The sequence below is a fragment of the Pseudomonas sp. QD4 genome (assembly GCF_049199125.1).
Classification (GTDB): Bacteria; Pseudomonadota; Gammaproteobacteria; order Pseudomonadales; family Pseudomonadaceae; genus Aquipseudomonas.
Genome location: NZ_JBLZOM010000009.1, coordinates 188,234 through 208,037, shown reverse-complemented (window position 1 = coordinate 208,037; position 19,804 = coordinate 188,234). Strand labels below are relative to the sequence as shown.

Below are 19,804 nucleotides of genomic sequence, written 5' to 3'. Positions count from 1 at the left end.
ACCATAGAGCATTGGAACCACCTGATCCCATCCCGAACTCAGCAGTGAAACGATGCATCGCCGATGGTAGTGTGGGGTTTCCCCATGTGAGAGTAGGTCATCGTCAAGATTGAATTCCGAAACCCCTGATTGCTAACGCAATCAGGGGTTTTGTTTTTGTGCGAGTTAAAGCCTGAGGCGCGATTGAGCACGTGGCCCATGGCGGGCAAAGCCTTACTTCAGGATCACTAGTAGCGTCTATCGAAGCCGCTTGTAGCCGGCTTCGACACAGGCTCAACCCGTATTGGACAGCTCGCTAGCTCAACCCCTACGAGCCCTGGCGCTTCTGCGCGCAAGCAACTTGCGCCACCAGATGTAGACACCCGTCAGCGACAGCCCGGCAATCAATACGCCCAATACGGCAATCAGGATCTGCCCGGTCAACCCGATGATGCGCCCGCCGTGAATCGGCAGTTGCAGCCGATAAAAGCGCTCGCCGAGGGTGCCTTGGCCGGCGATTTCCTGGCCCAGCAAGCGCCCGTCTGTACCGTGGAAGAACAGCCAGGATTTACCATGGGCCTCGGTATCGTGCTGACCGAAACCGGCCCCGTAGAAGTTGTACTCGAAGCTGTAATACAGCTCACCGATCGCGGCTTTCAAACCCAGGCGCCGGCCTTCTTCCAGGGCGCGCTCATAGGCTTGTTGATAGCTGATTTGGGTCACCCCCAGCTCCGTCGCCGGCAGCCGCCCACGGGCCTCATACACGCTGGGCTCAACCGCGGAAAACAGTGACACCGCAGGCTTGAACACCTGACTGGGCAGGTTCATGGCCACGCTGCTGATGGCGATCGGCACCAGCAGCAGCCACAACCACAGGCCCCCGGCGCGATGCAGGTCATAGTTGAGCCGGTAGGCATGCCCGCCCTTGATCTTCCAGGCCGTCGACCACTTGCGCCAGAACGGCCGTCCGCGCGGCAAGGTCAGCAGCAGGGCCACCAGGCAATCGATGACCCAGGCGCAGGCCACCAGCCCCATCAGCCATAACCCCCAATTGCCCGGCAGGGAGAGGGTGTAGTGAAACTCCAGGAGGAACGGGATGAAGTTTTCCCGTTGCAGACAACACGCGCCCCATTCCCGCTGGCCTTGTTGCTCGCCGCTCACCGGGTCGAGGTAAAACACCTGATTGCTTTCGGCAAAGGGTTTGCCGGTGGCCGGATCGGTCCGGGGCACGGCGGCGAGCAATGCGGTATGCCCGCTTTCACTCGGGTACTCCATGTACCAGACCTGCAGCCGAGGATGTTGTGCCTGCAACCGGTCGACCAAGGCACCCGGTGGCAGCGCCTGGCCTTGGCTCGGGGTGGTGTAGAAGGTCGGGTTGAGCCATTCATCAAGTTCATGATGAAACGCCAGAATGCTCCCCGTGAGCCCGGCCAGCAGCAGGAACAGGGCAGTGGCCAGGCCAATGTAGCGATGCAGTAGAACCAGAAATGCGCGCATGGAATTTTCCCGTAGAGACGACAAAGCCAGCGCCTGGTTTCAGGCGCTGGCTTTGGGGGAACCGACAATGATTAGAACTGGTAGCTCAGGGTCGCCGCGACGTTGCGTTCTTCACCCATGTAGCAATAGCCCAGGCTGGCACAGGAGGCGATGTAGCTCTCGTTGGTCAGGTTGTTGGCATTCAGGCGCACGTCCAGGCCCTTGAGCCCGACCTTGCCCAGGTCGTAACCGACCGATGCGTCGAACAAGGTGTAGGCCGGCACCTTCATGGTGTTTTCCGCATCAGCCCAGCTGTACCCCACATAACGCACACCTCCGCCCAGGCGCAGGCCATCGAGGGCACCCTGGCGGAAGTTGTAGTCGGCCCACAGCGACGCCATCTGGCGCGGGGCCTGAGTGGGCGAGTTGCCTTTGTTGTCGAGGGTGCTGCCTCTCAAGGCGCTCGGCATCGTCTTGGAATATTCGATATCGGTCAGGGTGTAACTGCCGAGCACTTTCAGGTTGTCGCTCAGTTGCATATGGGCTTCGAGTTCCAGGCCTTGGGAGCGAACTTGGCCAACAGGGCGGAAGAAGTCCTCCTGAGGCTGTTTCGACGCGAGATTTTCCTGCTCGATGCGAAACACCGATGCCGTGAACAGGTTCTCGGTGCCTGGCGGCTGGTACTTGATACCCGCTTCCCACTGGGTGCCCTCGGTCGGCGCCAGAGGTTTGCCAGTCTGGTCGGTCACCGAGTTCGGATTGAAGGACTCGGAGTAGCTGATGTAGGGCGCGATGCCGTTTTCAAACAGGTACAGCACACCCGCACGACTGGTGAGTTTGCTCGGCGTGTCGGTGGACTTCGGCCCTTCGTTGATGCGGTCTTCACTGGAGGTCTTGACCCAGTCCTGGCGCACCCCGAGGGAGAAGCGCCATTGATCCAGCTCGATCAGGTCCTGCATGTACAACCCGGTTTGCTGCAGGCGGCGCAGGTAGCTGGTGGGCGGGTCGTATTGCACGCTGGTGTTGCCGTACTGCGGGTTGAAGGCGTTGAGGCTCGAAGCACTGCCGGTACGCCAGTCGACCACGGTTTTGCGTCGTTGGTAGTCCACGCCCAGGAGCATTGTGTGCTTGGCCGCGCCGGTAAGGAATTCGGCCTGGAGCATGTTATCGACGATGAACGAATGCAGTTTTTCATCGGCGCCGGAATAGTAGCGGTTCAGCTCGTTTCCGCTGGGGCCGCCCCAGGTGCGCAGGGAATAGATCTGATCGGATTTGACCGTCGAATCCAGGTAACGGAAGTTCTGCCGCGCGGTCAGGACATCGTTGAACCGGTGTTCGAACTGGTAACCGAACGACTGCTGATCACGGCTGTAACGATCGAGCCCCGGCTCGCCGTCGAAGAAGTGTTCGGAGATCCGCTGCCCGTTGTGCGGGTGCAGGGCACCATCCGCCGGGACCCCCCCGTGATAACCGCCATCGGGGTCATGTTGCAGATAGGCTTGCAGGGTCAGCGAGGTGTCTTCGCTGAAGTCGATGCTCAGGGTCGGGGCCAGGGCGTAGCGTTTTTCTTTGACGTGGTCGAACTGGGTGTCGGATTTGTCCGCAAGGCCTGTCAGGCGATAGGCAATGCGCTTGTCGTCATCCACCGGGCCACTGAAGTCGAAACCCACGCCGCGCTGGCCCTGGGTGCCTACCGTGGCTTGTACCTGATGGTAGGGCTCGTACAGCGGTCGCTTGCTGGTCAGCGCCACCAGGCCACCCGGCGAGCTGCGGCCGTAGAGCACCGAGGACGGGCCCTTGAGAATGTCCACTCGCTCAAGGAAGTACGGATCGACCTGCATGGTGCTGTAGGTCCCGCTGTCGCCCATGGACTTGAGGCCATCGAGGTAGATGTTATCCACCGAACCGTCGTTGAAGCCGCGCATGGCCACGTAGTCGAAGCGGTGTGTGGCGCCGTAGGGGTTGGTCAGTACGCCGGGGGTATAGCGCATGGTCTGGGCCACGGTTTGTGAGCCCTGGTCGTCCATCTGCTCGCGGGTCACTACCGAGACACTCTGCGAGGTCTCAAGCAGGGCGGTGCTGGTCTTGGTCGCGACCTGGCTGTGGGTGGCGTTGTAGCCTTCCATGCTGCCCAGGGCATTGCCCAGGGCGAAGCCCTTGATGTCGGTGGTCGGCAACGACAAGGCGCCGGTTTCAGGTGGCTCGCGCAGGATGTAGCTGCTGCCATCCTGGCTGACGGCCTCCAGCCCCGAGCCATTGAGCAACTGCTGCAGGCCCTGGTCCGCCGAGTACTGGCCCTGCAACCCCGGCGACTGCCGACCCTGGGTTTGCGCCGGGGTGGTGGACAAGGTGATGCCGGCCTGACGGGCGAACTGATTGAGTACGTCGCTCAAAGCGCCTGGGGCGATGTTGTAGCTTTGGCTGCTGAGGGCAGCATCGGCCGCGTGGCCCACGACCGGCAGCGCGCCCAGGCCCAGGGCCGAGCACAAGAGTGCGGCGCGGATGGCGTGGCGCAGTGCCTTGGGGGGAGTTGCAGTTCGCAAGTGTCCGAGATGGCAGTCAGGGGTGGCGCGGGCAGTCATGATGGTTTCCGTTGAAGTCGGTGAAGGCAGATTGAAGTGCTTACTGACTAAGCCGGACTTGCGGATAAAACCCGCCAAAAAAAATGCACGGTCTGATCGATCAGACCGCTCGCTCCAGGTTCACCCACCAGCGGGTGCGATAGCGCAGGCGCACCGGCAGGGTTTGCGGCAGGATCGCCAGCAACTTGTCGGTGTCTTGCAGGCGGAAGACCCCGGACAGGCGCAAGTCGGCAATCTCGCTCGAACAGCCCAGGTAGCCATGGCGATAACGTGCGACTTCCTGCAGGAAATCCCCCAGGCGCATATTACGCGTCACGATCAGCCCCTCGGCCCAGGCCCCCACATCCATATCCAGCGCCGGTGCCTGTTGCGCCTGGGAATGGCTGATGAGGTAGCTCTGCCCGGCCTGGACCATGGCCGGCAGGCCGCCGGCGGTGGTCGGCGTATGGATGGCGACGTGGCCGGCGGTCACGCTCAACCGGGTGCAGTTGCCCTCCAGGCGGACGATGAAGCGCGCATCGATCCCTTCGAATTGCCCATGACGGCTTTGCACCATCAGCGGGCGCGGATTGGCCACCTGCGAATCGGCGCCACAGGTAACCATGATCTCGCCGCGGGCAAGGCTGATCAGGCGCCGCTGCGGGCTGAAGTCGAGGTCGGCCGCACTGTCGGTGTTGAGCTCCAGGCGCGTGCCGTCAGGCAGCTGGAAGCTGCGTCGCTCGCCGGTGGCCGTGGCGAAGTCGGCCGTCCACTGTTGCCAGCCCACCAGGTCCTTGCCGAGCCAGGCCGCCGTGCCCATCAGCATGGCACCACTGAGCAGCTTCAACGCCTGGCGTCGACCCAGGCGCTGGCTGCTGTTTTCCAGGGTCTGCAGCGCCACCTGGGCGCCGGGTACGGCTTGCAGGTTGGCGCTGAGCTCCTGCTGCAGCGACTGCACCCGCTGCCAGGCCTGCTCGTGTTCGTGATGCGCCGCCCGCCACACCTCGCACTGCTGTTGCAGCTTGGTGTTGCCGGCATTGTTGCGCAGCCGCAGCAGCCAATTGATGGCCTGCCTGACCACCAGTTGATCGGGGTGTTTGTTCAAGCGCGGGGTGATCGAGGCAGTGTCCATGGTGCTCAAGGCTCGTAGCGCAGCAGGTAGCAGTGATAGAGCGCATCGGCGACATAGCGTTCGACCGTGCGCACAGAAATATCCATCTGTTGCGCGATCTGTTTGTGGGTCAGGCCTTCACACTGGGCCAGCAGAAATGCCTTGCGCACTTTGGGCTTCAGCCCTTCAAGCATGCGCGCGATGCTTTCCAGCAGCTCCAGCACCAGCGCCCGCGATTCAGCGCTCGGGGTCTGGGCTTCAGGCAGGTGGGCAATGGTTTCTAAGTAGGCGCGTTCGATTTCTTCGCGACGCCAGTGATCGATCACCAGGCCACGGGCGATGGTGCGCAAAAAGGCCCGAGGTGCCTTGAGCTCCAGGCGTTCGCCGCGCTGCAACAGGCGCACGAAGGTGTCCTGGGCCAGGTCCGCGGCATCGGCGGCGTTGCCCAGGCGGCTGCGCAACCAGCTGTTGAGCCAGCCGTGGTGATGGCGGTAAAGCGTCTGTACGGCGAACGGCGATGATGACATTGAGGTACGGCCTGCATGTCACAAATGATAATCGGTCGCATTGTCTTTCATGGTCTGGCGATTTGGCAATATCGGCTCGACCAACCGGCATCGAAAAATACCGAGCAAAGGCTCTAAAGCGCCGTTCGGCGGGTTTCTGCTGGAACTAACGTGCATTTTCGATAAATCGCTAAGGGTTCTCGGATTGATGCCGACAGACTGGTGAGAAATGCGTGCACCAAAGTAGAGCGATCACAGAACATTGCCTGCGCTGTTAAATGGAATGTTGCATTCCGGACGCATCCCCCCTTTCGGCATAAGAAGTCCCATGACATGAATCTAAAGTTCAGCCATAAAATCCTTTTGGCCGCCTCTGGCGTAGTGGTTCTGGCTTTTGCGTTGTTCACTTTGTACAACGACTATCTGCAGCGAAATACCATCCGGCAAAACCTCGAGTCCTCGATCGAGCAAGCGGGCGAGTTGACCTCCAGCAGCGTGCAGAACTGGATGAGCGGGCGGATCCTGGTCCTGGAGAACCTGGCGCAGAACGTCGCTCACCAAGGCAGCAACGCAGACTTTCCGGGGCTGGTCGACCAGCCTGCCTTCACCTCCAACTTCCAGTTCACCTACGTTGGCCAGGCCAATGGCGTCTTCACTCAGCGTCCCGACGCGAAGATGCCCGATGGCTACGACCCGCGTCAGCGCCCCTGGTACAAACAGGCGGTCGCGGCGGATAAAACCATGTTGACCCCGCCTTACATGGCGGCAGTGGGCGGCCTCGTGGTGACCATCGCCATGCCGGTCAAGAAGCAGGGTGAGTTGCTCGGTGTGGTTGGTGGCGACCTGAGCCTGGAAACCCTGGTCAAGATCATCAACTCGGTGGACTTCGGTGGCCTGGGCCACGCGTTCTTGGTCAGCGCCGACGGTCAGGTGATCGTCAGCCCGGACAAAGACCAGGTGATGAAGAACCTCAAGGACATCTACCCGGGCTCCAACGTACGCATCGAAAAAGGCAACCAGGAAGTGGTGCTGAACAAGCAGGATCGGATCCTCTCGTTCACCCCGGTGACCGGGCTGCCTAATGCCGATTGGTACATCGGTCTGTCCCTCGACAAAGACAAAGCCTATGCACCCCTGAGCCAGTTCCGTACTTCGGCCTTGATCGCGATGTTTGTCGCGGTGGGCGCAATTGCCATTTTCCTGAGCCTGCTGATCCAGGTCCTGATGCGTCCGCTGACCACCATGGGCCGCGCCATGCAGGATATCGCCCAGGGCGAGGGCGACCTGACCCGGCGCCTGGTGTCGGTGACCAAGGATGAGTTCGGCGAATTAGCCGGGGCGTTCAACCAGTTCGTGGAGCGGATTCACGCGTCGATTTCCGAAGTGTCCTCGGCCACCCGCCAGGTGCATGACTTGTCCCAGCGCGTGATGGCGTCGTCCAACGCCTCGATCATCGGCTCCGACGAGCAGAGCGCCCGCACCAACAGCGTAGCGGCGGCGATCAACGAGTTGGGCGCGGCGACTCAGGAAATTGCACGCAACGCGGCCGATGCCTCGCAACACGCCAGCGGTGCCAGCGAGCAGGCTGATGACGGGCGTCAGGTGGTGGAGAAAACCATCCTGGCCATGACCGAGCTGTCGCAGAAGATCAGCCTGTCCTGCACCCAGATCGAGACCCTGAATGCCAGCACCGACAACATCGGGCACATTCTGGATGTGATCAAGGGCATCTCCCAGCAGACCAACCTGTTGGCGCTCAACGCTGCCATCGAAGCGGCCCGTGCCGGTGAAGCCGGTCGCGGTTTTGCGGTGGTTGCCGATGAAGTGCGCAACCTGGCGCACCGGACCCAGGAATCGGCCGAGGAGATCCACAAGATGATCACCTCGCTGCAAGTGGGTTCGCGCGAGGCGGTCTCGACCATGAACGCCAGCCAGGTTTCCAGCGAAGAAAGCGTTGAAGTGGCGAACCAGGCGGGTGCCCGTCTGGTCAGCGTGACTCAGCGTATCGGTGAAATCGACGGCATGAACCAGTCGGTGGCCGCTGCGACCGAAGAGCAGACCGCCGTGGTTGAAACCCTCAACGTCGACATCAACCAGATCAACCTGCTGAACCAGCAGGGTGTGGCCAACCTCAACGAAACCCTGAAGGATTGCGATGCCCTGTCGCAGCAGGCCAGCCGTTTGAAACAGTTGGTGGACAGCTTCAAGATCTGATCGCGGCACCCCGGTGCCACGCCAAGGCCCGCTTTTGCAGTGATGCAGAGCGGGCTTTTTTCTGCCTGAAAACTAGTGCATCAGCGCCGAGCGCCGCAGAGGTTGTGCCGATTGCGGGCTCAGCAGCCCAAGGTGGGTGTTGATCACTTGCAGCAGGCGCTGGCGTTGCGACTTGATGAAGAAGTGATTGCCGGCCACTTCGATCAACTCGAATTCGCGGCGCGTGAATTCGCGCCAGTTCACCATGCGACTGGCCGGGGTCAGCAGGTCTTCGCTGCCGTACAGGGCCGTGAGGGGCACTTCGAGGCTGCCGCTGGAGGTGTCGAACCAGGTTTCGAAGAGTTTCAGGTCATTGCGCAGCAGGGCCTCATACAGCTGCTGGTCGGCTGCGTCGCGGGGTATTTCGATAGGGGTGGCGCCCAGGGTCAGCATCGCTTCGCGAAACGCCGGAGTCGGCAGCGAATGCAGCAATGGCCGGCCGGCGGGGCTGTCGGGGCTGCGGCAACCGGAAACGAACAGATGCTGGGTCTGGCCGGGGAAATGGGCCTGGGCGTACTTGGCCGTTTCGTAGGCCAGCAGCCCGCCGAGGCCATGACCGAACAGTGCGTGAGGCTCGCTGAGCAGCGGTTGCAGCGCCGCCAGTACCTCCTCGAGCAACGCCGGCCAGCTGGCGCAAGGTGCTTCGTCGCGGCGCACGCCGTGCCCGGCCAGGCGCACCACCACCAGTTCGATATGGTCGTCGAGTCCGGTGGACCAATTGCGCAGTTGTTCCGGTGCGGCGCCGGCCTGGGGAAAACAGATCAGGCGGATGCCGCTGGGTTGCCCGGAGTTGATCACCATCGTCCATTTCTTATTGTTGATATTCACAGCTCTTCCTTAAGCCTGAGTGACGGTTTTCCGTGAGTGCACCTGAGAAGCGCCGGGGTTCGCCCTGTCGATCCTGAAGGGCGCGCCGGGTGCGCGGTGTCGGGGTGGGCTCATGCCTCCCGTTGTTGCAGGTAATTCCTGATCGTGGTGGCGCCGCTTTCCAGGTGCCGTTCGAGGATGCCCAGTGCGCGCTCGATGTCTTTATCGCTCGCGGCATCGACCAATGCCCGGTGGTCATCCTGGGTGAGGGTGCCAAGGCCCATGGAGGATAGGTGAAAGCGCAGGAAGCGCTCTTCTTCATTGAGTTCGAGTTCGATCAGGTTCAGCAGCTTGCGGTTGGGCGCCTTGTGATAGAGCGCCATGTGGAACAAGCGGTTGAGCCGGCCGAGTTCGGCGTGATCGGTCTGGGTTTCCAGGGCCTCGATGTAGCTGCGGGCCAGGGCAATGTCCTGGGGCTCCAGCAACGGGATCGACAGGCGCAGGGCTTCTTTTTCCAGCAGCAGGCGCAGGGCGTAGGTGTCGACGGCGTCATAGTCGATCAGCGCGGCCACCACCGCACCCTTGTGCGGCACCACCTTGAGCAGCGATTGCGCTTCAAGCTGGCGCAAGGCCTCGCGCACCGGCATGCGGCTGACCCCGAACAGGTCCGCCAGATCCTGCTGGCGCAACGCTGCACCGCTGGGCAGGCGTCCATCGAGGATCGCCGCGCGCAGGGTTTCTTCGATCACTGAGCGCGCCAGATGGGCAGGTATGGGCCCGCTGACTTCGATCTTGCTCAGGATGCCGGGTTTTTTCGTCACGTTTGGGTGTCTCTACTTCTATAAATTGGATCCAATGCACACTAGATAGTGCTGCAAGGCTTGTCAAAGCATCGGCGCCGCAAGGAGCGAGCGGCGCGCGGCGCGGGATTCTCCTTTGAAGCGGCGGTGATGCTCAAGCACCGGGGTAAAAACAGTCCGTGGATAGGCTCAAGTTTAGCGTTTGCTGCACACCATGCCGCGGGCAACGCTGCTGGCCTTGATCTTGCGCATTGCCGCTGCGGGCAAGGCTGCTAGGATTGCGCGGCAATCATTTCACATCAGCCATGAGTGCTCAGCATGCAACTTCCGGATATGAACCTGCTGGTGGCCCTCGATGCCTTGCTCGACGAAGGCAGCGTGGTCGGTGCCGCACGCCGCATGAACCTCAGCCCGGCAGCGATGAGCCGGACCCTGACCCGGATCCGCGAGGCCCTCGGCGACCCGATCCTGGTCCGCGCCGGCCGCGGCCTGGTGCCCACGCCCAAGGCCCTGGAGTTGCGCGCTCAGGTGCGGGACCTGGTGGAGCAGGCCTCGCTGGTGTTTCGCTCCGGGGACCAGGTGGACCTCAGTACCTTGCAGCGGCGCTTCAATGTGCGCGCCAATGACTTTTTTGTCGGGGTGTATGGCGGTCGGTTGATCGACACCCTGGAGCGCCAGGCGCCCCTGTGCGAGCTGCGCTTTGTGCCGGAAGGCGATGGCGACGACGAAGCCCTGCGCGAGGGGAGGATCGATCTGCGCATCAGCAACACGCGTCCGCTGACCCCGGAGGTCAAGGTGCAGAACCTGTTCTCCACCACCTTTGTCGGGCTGGTGCGCGAGGGGCATCCCTTGTTCGACGAAGAGATCACCGCCGAGCGCTTCGCCGCCTTTCCCCATATCAGCATGTCCCGCCGCGGTTTTGCCCGGGGGCCGATCGATACGGCCCTCAGCGCCCTGGGCTTGGAACGCCGGGTGCCGCTGATTGCGCCGAGCTTTCATGCGGCGATGTTTGTCCTGCCCGATTCGGACCTGATCCTGCCGGTGCCCAAGGAAACCCTGCTTAGCGTGAAACGCCTGGGGTTGCGCCTGCGTTCGTTTGCGCTGCCGATTCCGTTGCCGACCCTGGTCCTGACCCAGGCCTGGCACCCGCGCTATGACAAGGACCCGGCCCATAAATGGTTCCGCGAAACTCTGAAGGCGTCCTGCAGCGACACATGGCTGGCGGCGCAGCCGAGCTGACAGGGCACGTCTGATGCTTGGATAGTTGCGTCTGGTGCACTTATAAGCTGTCGATAAGTCAGTTTTCGTCAGTAGTCGGGCTGCCTAAACTGCTCCGGTATTTCCTGTCCGGAGTTGTACCTTTCATGAGTTCCCTCGCTGTTGCCGCGCCTGCGGGCGTGCCAGCCACCAGCAAGCCGGCAGTTGTTGCCCCGCCCGTGTTCGGCCCGCGGATCATTATCGGCCTGGTGGGTGTGTTGCTGGCGGTGCTGGTCTCGGGCCTCAACGAGATGGTGACCAAGATCGCCCTGGCCGATATCCGTGGCGCGCTGTACATCGGCTACGACGAAGGCACCTGGCTGGTGGCCAGTTACACCGCGACTTCGGTGGCGGCCATGGCCTTCGCGCCCTGGTGTTCGGTGACGTTTTCCCTGCGGCGCTTCACCCTCGGTGCCATCGCGTTGTTCACGGTGCTGGGCGTGCTCTGCCCGTTCGCCCCCAACTACCCCAGCCTGTTGCTGCTGCGCACCGTGCAGGGTCTGGCCGGCGGCGCGCTGCCGCCGATGCTGATGACCGTTGCCCTGCGGTTCCTGCCGCCCAACGTCAAGCTGTACGGCCTGGCCGGCTATGCCCTGACCGCCACCTTCGGCCCGAGCCTGGGCACGCCGCTTGCAGCGCTGTGGACCGAGTATGTCGGCTGGCAGTGGGCGTTCTGGCAAGTGGTGCTGCCGTGCCTGGTGGCCATGGCGGCGGTGGCCTACGGACTGCCCCAGGACCCGCTGCGCCTGGAGCGCTGCAAGCAGTTCAACTGGCGTGGCCTGCTACTGGGGTTCCCGGCGATCTGCATGCTGGTGATCGGCATCCTGCAAGGCAACCGTCTGGACTGGTTCGCCTCGCCGCTGATCACTCTGTTGCTGGGGGGTGGCCTGCTGTTGCTGGTGCTGTTTCTGATCAACGAATGGTCGCAGCCGATCCCGTTCTTCAAGTTGCAGATGCTGGGCATCCGCAACCTGTCGTTTGCCCTGCTGACCCTGGCCGGGGTGCTGGTGGTGCTGACGGCGGTGATCATCATCCCCTCCAGCTACCTGGCCCAGGTCCAGGGTTACCGCCCGCTGCAAACCGCGCCGGTGATGCTGGTCATGGCCTTGCCACAGTTGCTTGCCCTGCCGCTGGTGGCGGCCCTGTGCAACCTGCGCCGGGTCGATTGCCGCTGGGTGCTGGGGATTGGCCTGGGGATGCTGGTCCTGTCGTGCCTGGGCGGGACGCAGCTGACCTCGGTGTGGAACCGCGACAATTTCTACCTGCTGCAACTGCTGCAGATTTTCGGCCAGCCGATGGCGGTGCTGCCGTTGCTGATGCTGGCCACCGGCAGTATCCAGCCCATCGAGGGGCCTTTTGCCTCGGCCTGGTTCAACACCGTGAAGGGCTTGTCGGCGGTGATCGCCACCGGCGTGCTGGACGTCCTGACCACCCACCGCCTGCATTTTCACTCGACCATGCTGGTGGACAGCCTGGGCAATTCGCCCCTGGTCGACAGCGGCGTCGCCGGTCTGGCCCAGCGCCTGCACCAGCAGGCCGTGGTGCTGACCTCGATCGATCTTTATTACTGCATGGCAGGGCTGGCCGCGGCGCTGATCCTGCTGATTTTCTGGCTGCCGACGCGGGTCTACCCGCCGCGCGCGCCCACTTGAACGCTCAACGAGACAGAAGGTTTTTATGACGATTCATATCAAGCACAAAGTTGCCGTCAGCGTGACCGCGGTCGCGGTGCTCGGCGCATTGATCTACCTGGTCACCGGCAAGGCGACCGAGCAGACCACCAACGACGCCTACATCGCCGCCGACTACACCCTGGTGGCGCCCAGGGTCGCGGGGTTTATCAAAGAGGTGCTGGTGGAGGACAACCAGCAGGTCAAGGCCGGGCAGTTGCTGGCGCTGATCGATGACCGTGACCTGCGGGCCGCCGCCCAGGCCGCCGATGCCGACACCCTGATGGCCAAGGCGCAACTGCAAAACGCCCGGGCGACCCTGGAGCGCCAGAGTTCAGTGATCGCCCAGGCCCAGGCCACGCTGGTGGCGGCACGGGCGGAAATGGCCTTCGCCGAGCATGAACTGGCGCGCTACAACCACCTGGCCGGTGTCGGTGCCGGCACGGTGCAGAATGCCCAGCAAGCCAGGACCCGCATCGATCAGGCCAGTGCCCGGCAGGCCAATGCCGCGGCGGTGCTGGCGGCCGAGCGCAAGCAGGTGGAGATCCTCACGGCCCAGTGCGATGCGGCCGAAGGCGGCTTGAAACGGGCCCAGGCGGCGCTGGAAATGGCCAGCTACGAGCTGTCGTACACGCGCATCGTCGCCCCGGTGGACGGCATGGTCGGTGAGCGCGCGGTGCGGGTCGGGGCCTATGTCACCCCGGGCAGCAAGATCCTCGCCGTGGTGCCCCTGGAACGGGCCTATGTGCTGGGCAACTTCCAGGAGACTCAACTGACTGACGTCAAGCCCGGGCAAGAGGTGCAGGTGCGCGTCGACAGCCTCGGCGGCGAAGCCCTGTATGGCCGGGTCGAGAGCATTGCCCCGGCGACCGGCGTGACCTTTGCCTCGGTCAAGCCGGACAACGCCACCGGCAACTTCACCAAGGTGGTGCAGCGCATCCCGGTCAAAATCGTCCTCGACCCGGGCCAGGCCCTGGCCGAGCGCCTGCGGGTGGGGATGTCGGTGGAAGCCAGCATCGACACCCTGGGCAATGGCACCCGGGTGCGCGAGGTGACGCAGCGATGATGGGCCATTCCCCAAACCGCGATTCAGGCCAGGGCCATCGCATCAAGGCCGGCGTTCGCTCGGTGTGGGCGCTGAGCCTGCTGTCGTTGGCCGCCTGCAGTGTCGGCCCGGACTTCCAGCCGCCCCAGGCGCAGCAGGTCAGTGCCTGGTCCGTGCCGGACAAAGTCGCCGCCAGCCAGGCGGTCAGCCGCGACATGGATGAGCGCTGGTGGGACGTGTTCCACGACCCGCAGCTCTCGGCCCTGAGCCATCGCGTGCTGAGCGACAACCTCGACCTGCAACTGGCCACCAGCCGCCTGGCGCAGAGCCTCGCAGCGCGCCAGGTGATCGGCGCCGATCACTATCCAACCACCGCCGCGAACGGCAGCTACGGGCGCAAGCGCAACAGCGCCGAAGGCTTGAACGATCCGTCGGGAAACAGCGGCAAGTCCGCATTCAACCTGTGGGACGCCGGCTTCTCGGCGTCCTGGGAGCTGGACCTGTGGGGTCGCGTACGGCGCGAAACCGAAGCCGCCGACGCCACCCTGGAGGTCGCGGAAAACGATCGGCGCGGGGTGTTGCTGTCGGTGCTGTCCGAGACCGCCCAGGACTACATCCAGCTGCGCGGGGTTCAGAGTACCCGGGCCGTGACCGAGCAGAACCTGGAGGTGGCGCGGCACAGCCTGCAACTCTCGCGACTGCGCCTGGCCGATGGCGTGGCCACCGACCTGGACGTTGCCGAAGCCGCGGCCCAGGTGGCAACCATCGAAGCCCGGCTGCCGGCCCTGGAGCAACAGCAGGCGCAGTTGATCAACGCCCTGAGCCTGCTGCTCGGTGAGCCGCCCCAGGCCCTGCACGCCGAACTGGCGGCCGACGCCCCGGTGCCGCAAACCCCGCGTCAGGTGGCGATCGGCTTGCCGTCGCAACTGGCGCAACGGCGCCCGGATATCCGCCAGGCCCAGGCCCGGCTGCATGCCGCCACCGCCAGCATTGGCGTGGCCGAGGGCGATTTCTACCCGCGCATCACGCTGTCGGGCAGCCTCGGTTCGCAAGCCATGCAGCTTTCGGATTTCGGCTCCTGGGGTTCACGCCAGTTCGGCATCGGGCCGCAGTTCAGCTTGCCGCTGTTCGACGGCGGGCGCCTGCGCGGCATGCTCCATCTGCGCGAGGCGCAACAGCAGGAAGCGGCCCTGGCCTACCAGCAGACCGTGCTCCGTGCCTGGCATGAAATCGATGATCAACTGACCCGCTACAACGCCAGCCAACTGCGCCGCGACAGCCTGGCCGAGGCCGTGCACCAGAACCAGATCGCCCTGCGCACCGCGCAGCAGCAATACGTTGAAGGGGTGGTGGATTTCGTCAACGTGCTGACCGTGCAAGGCGCGTTGTTGACCACGCAAGAACAGTGGGTCGAAAGCTCGGCCGGCGTGTCGCTGGCCATGGTTGGCCTGTACAAGGCCCTGGGCGGCGGCTGGGAATCGGTGTATCCGCTGGCGGACGCGCAAGCCTCCCGCTGAAGACGGGCTTTGCCTGGAGATATAAAAAAGTGTAATGATAATTGCTCTCAATCACGTGTGCGGTTCCTTTCATGGAAGCAACGACTGACGGCAAAGAGCAGGTTCATCGCCTTTACCGCGATCATCACGGCTGGCTGCAAGGCTGGCTGCGCAAGCGCCTGGGGGATCGTGAGCACGCGGCGGACGTGGCGCAGGACACCTTTCTGCGGCTGCTGGTCTCGGGGCGGTTTCCCGGGCCACTGGAAAGCCGCAGTTACCTGGCGCAGATTGCCCGCAACCTGGTGATCGACCAGTGGCGCCGCTTGCGCATCGAGCGCGCCTACCTGGAAAGCATCGCCCACCTGCCCGAGCCGGAGTCGCCGTCGCTGGAGACCCGCGCGCTGATTCTCGAAACCCTGATGCAGATCGACGCCATGCTCGATCGCATGCCGGAAAAAGTCCGCCAGGCCTTTGTCCTCTCGCAGTTCGAAGGCCTGAGCTACGCCTGCATCGCCGAGCGCCTGGAGGTGTCGGTCAGTTCGGTGCAGAAGTACATGATCCGCGCCATCCAGGCCTGCTATCAGGTCATCTACGAAGAATGAAACGCCACGACGCGCCGATTGCCCCGTCCATCGTCGAGCAGGCCAGCGAGTGGCTGATGCTGCATTGGGGCGGGGAGATGGATCCGGCCCAGCGCCAGGCTTTCGCCCGCTGGCAAACCGCCGATCCCGAGCACCAGCGTGCCTGGCAGCGCCTGCAGCAGTTGCAGCAGACCCTGGGCGCAGTGCCCGCCGAAAGCGCCCGCGCGGTGCTGCGCGATGTGCCGGATGCGCAACGACGTTCGGCGCTCAAGCTGCTGGGTCTGTTGCTGGTGGCCGGTGGCAGTGGCTACCTGGTGCAGGGCAGCCAGCCCTGGCGCAGCGCTTTCGCCGAGCAGCGCACCGCCACCGGCGAGATTCGCCACCTGACCCTCAGCGACGGCACGCGCCTGGACCTCAACAGCAACAGCGCCGTCGACTTGCGCTACAGCGCGCAGGAGCGGCGCATCCGCCTGATCAGCGGCGAGATCCAGCTGAGCAGCGGCCACGATGCCTCGCGGCCATTGATTGTCGAAACCGATGCCGGCGACATCCAGGCCCTGGGTACGCGCTTTACCGTGCGCGATGTCGACAACGGGACCCGGGTCGGGCTGTTCGAAGGCGCGCTGCGCATCAGCCCGCGCAACGCCCAGCCCGTGCACCTGGAGGCCGGCAACAGCCTGTGGTTCAGCGCCCGGCAGGTCGCGGCCAATCAGCCGTTGGACCTGAATGCCAGCAGCTGGAGCCAGGGCCGGCTGATTGCCGAGCGCCAGCCGTTGGGGCAGTTCATCGCCGAACTGTCGCGCTATCGCCCGGGCGTATTGCGCTGTGACGAGGAGGTGGCGCACCTGTTGCTGACCGGGGTATTTCCGCTCAATGACAGCGACGCGATCCTTGCCGCCCTGGAGCGCTCGCTGCCGGTGCGGGCCCAGGCCGTGACCCGTTACTGGGTCACGCTCAAGGCCCGGGTGTGACCCCCGCAAAAAAATAACTGCAGGCCCCTTGTCGATTTTGTCGTCTGGTTCGGGATAGCTGTTGAAAGCCGATCAAGACGCATTCTCATGGGGAGTTCCGGAATGCCTTACCAACCGTCACCGTCCACCCAAACCCTGAGCGCTGCCGTGCGCCATGGCCTGTTCGCCGGCCTGCTGGCGGTCGCGCCGCTGGTGCCCTGTGTGGCCCAGGCCGCCGAGGCCAGCCAGAGCGAGTCGCGCCAGTACAACATCGCCGCCGGCAGCCTCGACCAGGCCCTCAATCAATTTGCCAGTGCGGCCGGGATCCTGTTGTCGGTGGATGCGCAAATGACCCAGGGCAAGCGCAGCGCCGGCCTGCAAGGGCGCTATGACGTGGCCCAGGGCCTGCAACGCCTGCTGTTGGGCAGCGGCTTGCAGGCCCTGCAAGCGGGTGGTGGCTGGATGTTGCAACCGGCCCCGGCGGACGGTCCGCTGCAACTGGGCGCGACCCAGGTCAGCGCCCCTCAGGTCGAGGAAAGCGCCTGGGGCCCGGTGCAGGGCATCGTCGCCAAGCGCAGTGCCACCGGCAGCAAGACCGACTCGGCGCTGGTGGAGATCCCGCAGACGATCAACGTGGTCACCGCCACCGAGATCAAGGCCCGTGGCGCGCAAACGGTGACTGAAGCCTTGCGCTACACCCCGGGCATGACCGGCGGTGGCTTCGCCGACCGGGTGAAGATTTTCGATGAGCCGACCTCGCGCGGCTTCACGCCGACCCCGCTGTACCTGGACGGCCTGCACCTGCCCTATGGCGGCGGCAGTACCGGTGGCGCATTGCAGATCGAGCCCTATTCCCTGGAGCGCATCGAAGTGCTCAAGGGCCCGGCGTCGGTGCTGTACGGGCAGAACCAGCCCGGAGGCATCGTCAACATGGTCAGCAAGCGCCCCACGGCCACGCCCCTGCATCAGGTGGTGCTCGAAGGCGGCAGCGATGACCACAAAAGCCTGGCCCTGGACCTGGGCGGTCCCCTGGACGAACAGGGGCAGTTCCTCTATCGCCTGACCGCCCTGGCCAACGACAGCGGCTCGCCGATCGATTACGTCGAGCAGAAACGCCAGTTCATCGCGCCCAGCCTGACCTGGCGCCCCAACGAAGACACCAGCCTGACCCTGTTCGCCCAATACCAGAAAGACAACGACGTGCCCGAGGCCCAGGGTTTGCCGCGCATCGGCACCCTGGTGCCCACGGTCAACGGCAAGATCAGCCGCGACCTGTTCCTTGGCGAGCCGGGAGTCAACGCCTACGACCGTGATCAGTTCGTCCTCGGCTATGAACTGTCCCATCGCCTGAACGAGGTCTGGACCCTCAAGCAGAACGTGCGCTACGCCGATGTCGACGACCATTACCGCGCGCCGCTGCACGGCTACAGCTTTGTCGCCAACCCGCTGACCGGGGCCAATGACCAGCGCTACATGACCCGCTTCGGTGTCGACTGGAAGCAGCACAACAAGGTGGTAGGGGTGGATAACATCGCCCAGGCCGAATTCGACACCGGGGCGTTCAAGCACACCCTGATCGTGGGCCTGGATTACTACCACTCCAACAGCCAGTTCGCCGGCAAGTACGACCGCACCAACCCGATCATCGATCTGTACAACCCGACCTACGGCACGCCGATCAATTTCAACGGGCTGTATCGCTGGGACAACACCGTGACCCAGACCGGCCTGTATGTGCAGGACCAGATCAAGCTCGACCAGTGGGTGCTGGTGCTCGGCGGCCGCTATGACTGGGCCGAGACCAACAACAAAGTGGTGCTGACCAAGCAGAACAGCAGCAGCAAGGACCAGGCGTTCTCCGGCCGTGCGGGGCTGGTCTACCTGTTCGATAACGGCCTGGCGCCGTTTGTCAGCTATTCCGAGTCGTTCATGCCGTTGAGCGGCACCGCCGAGGGCGGCAGCCCGTTCGAGCCGTCCACCGGCAAGCAGTATGAAGTGGGCCTCAAGTACCAGCCGCCGGGGCAGGAAAGTTTCGTCCAGCTCTCGGTCTACCACCTGGACCAGGAGAACGTGCTCAACTCCATTCCCGCTAGCACGTTCAGTGACCAGAGTGGTGCGGTGCGCTCCCGTGGGATCGAGCTGGAGGCCAAGGCGGCCCTCAGCGAATCCCTGGACGTGATCGCTTCGGTGTCGCGCAACGACATCAAGTACACCAAGGACGATTCCGGCCGCGAAGGTCGGCACCCGGCCGGTAGCCCGCCGCTGACCGCCTCGGCCTGGGCCAACTACACCCTGCTCGGGGATACGCCGCTGGCCGGCCTGGGCGCCGGGTTGGGGGTGCGCTACGTGAAGGGCAATTACGGCGATGACTACGCCGGTGCGTTCCAGATTCCGTCCTACACCGTACTGGATGCGGCGCTGACCTATGACCTGAACCGCTCGCCGTTCAAGCTCAAGGGCGTGAAGCTGGCGCTGAACGTGAAGAACCTCGAAGACAAGACCTATGTCGACCTGTGCCGGACCGAGCTGGACTGCTACTACGGCGAAGGGCGCACGGTGGTCTCGAGCCTGACTTACGACTGGTAAAAAACAGCCCTAGTTCTGCAAAAACACCACATAGCCCCTGAACCAGGGGCTATCGCGCAGGTAAGCGGGTTCGGTCCAGGCACCGCCCTGGATCAGCCCGACCTTGTACGGCAGCCCCAAGCGGTCCAGGCGCGGCAGGTAGGCGGCGTAATTGGGGATGCTGTGGCGGCCCTGGTAGGTCTGCACCACCACCTCGTCGATCACCCCCTTGAGCTGGCCGATGGCTTGCGGGTCGGCGTTGCTGCCCCAATCCATCAGTCCGGTAATGCTCAGGCGGTACTGCCGTGGCAGGCGCTGGCGCAGGTCACGCAGGAAATCGGCGTACTCCTCCAGGTAACGGGTGCCGGCGTCGAAGTCGATCTGGATCCCGACCACCGGGTTGCCCGCCTGTTGCCAGCGTTGCACCTGCCCCAGCAATTGGGCGTAGATCGGCTCCGGCCAGCGCAGGGTATGGGCGCGGTACACCACCCACACTTCACCTTGAGTCAGGCGCGGCACCGAGACGCCCTGGGCGATCAGGCGCACGCCGCGTTCCGGCTGGCGGCGCGAGGTGCTGATCTGGCCCTGGAGGATGTACAGGCTCTTGGCCTGGGCCAGCACCGGCTGCGGCTTGACCCCGCTCCATAACCAGAACGCGTCATAGTCGCCGGCGTCGACCGCGGCCCAGGCCTGGCTGCTGATCAATACGGCCAGCAGCCATCCAGCGCGCAACAGAGCGTTCATGGG

15 protein-coding genes, 1 rRNA gene and 1 pseudogene are annotated in these 19,804 nt (G+C 63.8%); 10 read left to right on the top strand and 7 right to left on the bottom strand.

The window, feature by feature from the left end; genetic code table 11:
• Positions 1 to 109: ribosomal RNA gene (gene rrf, locus ACOZJV_RS32360) — 5S ribosomal RNA — on the top strand; the annotation flags it as partial.
• 191 nt (positions 110 to 300) lie between these two features.
• Here the strand turns inward: rrf and ACOZJV_RS32355 are convergent.
• From ACOZJV_RS32355 to ACOZJV_RS32340, 4 genes are all read right to left on the bottom strand, one after another.
• The gene (locus tag ACOZJV_RS32355; RefSeq protein WP_421549378.1) at positions 301 to 1,476 is read right to left on the bottom strand and encodes a PepSY-associated TM helix domain-containing protein; all 1,176 of its coding nucleotides are present in this window, start codon (positions 1,474 to 1,476) and stop codon (positions 301 to 303) included.
• A gap of 71 nt (positions 1,477 to 1,547) precedes the next feature.
• Positions 1,548 to 4,037 (bottom strand): TonB-dependent siderophore receptor, encoded by a 2,490-nt coding sequence (locus tag ACOZJV_RS32350; RefSeq protein WP_421549377.1) that lies wholly within the window; start codon positions 4,035 to 4,037, stop codon positions 1,548 to 1,550.
• Between the two features lie 100 nt (positions 4,038 to 4,137).
• Entirely contained in the window at positions 4,138 to 5,148 is a 1,011-nt protein-coding gene (locus tag ACOZJV_RS32345; protein ID WP_421549376.1) for a FecR domain-containing protein, read from the bottom strand.
• A 5-nt stretch (positions 5,149 to 5,153) separates the two neighbouring features.
• Positions 5,154 to 5,654 (bottom strand): sigma-70 family RNA polymerase sigma factor, encoded by a 501-nt coding sequence (locus tag ACOZJV_RS32340; protein ID WP_078469158.1) that lies wholly within the window; start codon positions 5,652 to 5,654, stop codon positions 5,154 to 5,156.
• 312 nt (positions 5,655 to 5,966) lie between these two features.
• Here ACOZJV_RS32340 and ACOZJV_RS32335 point away from each other — a divergent pair.
• Positions 5,967 to 6,992: pseudogene (locus tag ACOZJV_RS32335) on the top strand (HAMP domain-containing protein); the annotation flags it as partial.
• A 69-nt stretch (positions 6,993 to 7,061) separates the two neighbouring features.
• Positions 7,062 to 7,847 carry a methyl-accepting chemotaxis protein gene (locus tag ACOZJV_RS32330; RefSeq protein ID WP_371106565.1) on the top strand — a complete coding sequence of 262 codons (786 nt, stop codon included), beginning with the start codon at positions 7,062 to 7,064 and terminating at the stop codon, positions 7,845 to 7,847.
• Between the two features lie 72 nt (positions 7,848 to 7,919).
• Here ACOZJV_RS32330 and ACOZJV_RS32325 read toward each other — a convergent pair whose 3' ends face one another.
• Positions 7,920 to 8,714, bottom strand: coding sequence for a thioesterase II family protein (locus tag ACOZJV_RS32325; protein WP_078469160.1), 795 nt, complete (start codon positions 8,712 to 8,714; stop codon positions 7,920 to 7,922).
• Between the two features lie 110 nt (positions 8,715 to 8,824).
• Complete coding sequence (locus ACOZJV_RS32320) at positions 8,825 to 9,514, bottom strand: GntR family transcriptional regulator (protein WP_078469161.1); 690 nt, start codon at positions 9,512 to 9,514, stop codon at positions 8,825 to 8,827.
• A 297-nt stretch (positions 9,515 to 9,811) separates the two neighbouring features.
• Here ACOZJV_RS32320 and ACOZJV_RS32315 point away from each other — a divergent pair, with 297 nt between their 5' ends.
• The 7 genes from ACOZJV_RS32315 to ACOZJV_RS32285 all read left to right on the top strand — a co-directional run bounded on the left by ACOZJV_RS32315 (position 9,812) and on the right by ACOZJV_RS32285 (position 19,078).
• Positions 9,812 to 10,732 carry a LysR family transcriptional regulator gene (locus ACOZJV_RS32315; RefSeq protein WP_201128832.1) on the top strand — a complete coding sequence of 307 codons (921 nt, stop codon included), beginning with the start codon at positions 9,812 to 9,814 and terminating at the stop codon, positions 10,730 to 10,732.
• A 125-nt stretch (positions 10,733 to 10,857) separates the two neighbouring features.
• Positions 10,858 to 12,402: an MFS transporter gene (locus ACOZJV_RS32310; protein WP_201128834.1), complete on the top strand. Its 1,545-nt coding sequence runs from the start codon at positions 10,858 to 10,860 to the stop codon at positions 12,400 to 12,402.
• Positions 12,403 to 12,427: 25 nt separating this feature from the next.
• Positions 12,428 to 13,486, top strand: a complete 1,059-nt coding sequence (locus ACOZJV_RS32305) for an HlyD family secretion protein (RefSeq protein WP_078469164.1) — start codon at positions 12,428 to 12,430, stop codon at positions 13,484 to 13,486.
• Positions 13,483 to 14,982: an efflux transporter outer membrane subunit gene (locus tag ACOZJV_RS32300; protein ID WP_421549375.1), complete on the top strand. Its 1,500-nt coding sequence runs from the start codon at positions 13,483 to 13,485 to the stop codon at positions 14,980 to 14,982. Before ACOZJV_RS32305 ends, ACOZJV_RS32300 begins: the two co-directional genes overlap by 4 nt.
• Positions 14,983 to 15,053: 71 nt before the next feature.
• Positions 15,054 to 15,563 carry a sigma-70 family RNA polymerase sigma factor gene (locus ACOZJV_RS32295; protein WP_020300726.1) on the top strand — a complete coding sequence of 170 codons (510 nt, stop codon included), beginning with the start codon at positions 15,054 to 15,056 and terminating at the stop codon, positions 15,561 to 15,563.
• Positions 15,560 to 16,513, top strand: a complete 954-nt coding sequence (locus ACOZJV_RS32290) for a FecR domain-containing protein (RefSeq protein WP_078469166.1) — start codon at positions 15,560 to 15,562, stop codon at positions 16,511 to 16,513. Before ACOZJV_RS32295 ends, ACOZJV_RS32290 begins: the two co-directional genes overlap by 4 nt.
• 102 nt (positions 16,514 to 16,615) lie before the next feature.
• The gene (locus ACOZJV_RS32285; protein ID WP_421549374.1) at positions 16,616 to 19,078 is read left to right on the top strand and encodes a TonB-dependent siderophore receptor; all 2,463 of its coding nucleotides are present in this window, start codon (positions 16,616 to 16,618) and stop codon (positions 19,076 to 19,078) included.
• 9 nt (positions 19,079 to 19,087) lie between these two features.
• On the opposite strand, the gene ACOZJV_RS32280 is transcribed toward ACOZJV_RS32285, so the two are convergent.
• Positions 19,088 to 19,801 carry a DUF3142 domain-containing protein gene (locus ACOZJV_RS32280; protein ID WP_421549373.1) on the bottom strand — a complete coding sequence of 238 codons (714 nt, stop codon included), beginning with the start codon at positions 19,799 to 19,801 and terminating at the stop codon, positions 19,088 to 19,090.
• Between the last annotated feature and the right edge of the window lie 3 nt (positions 19,802 to 19,804).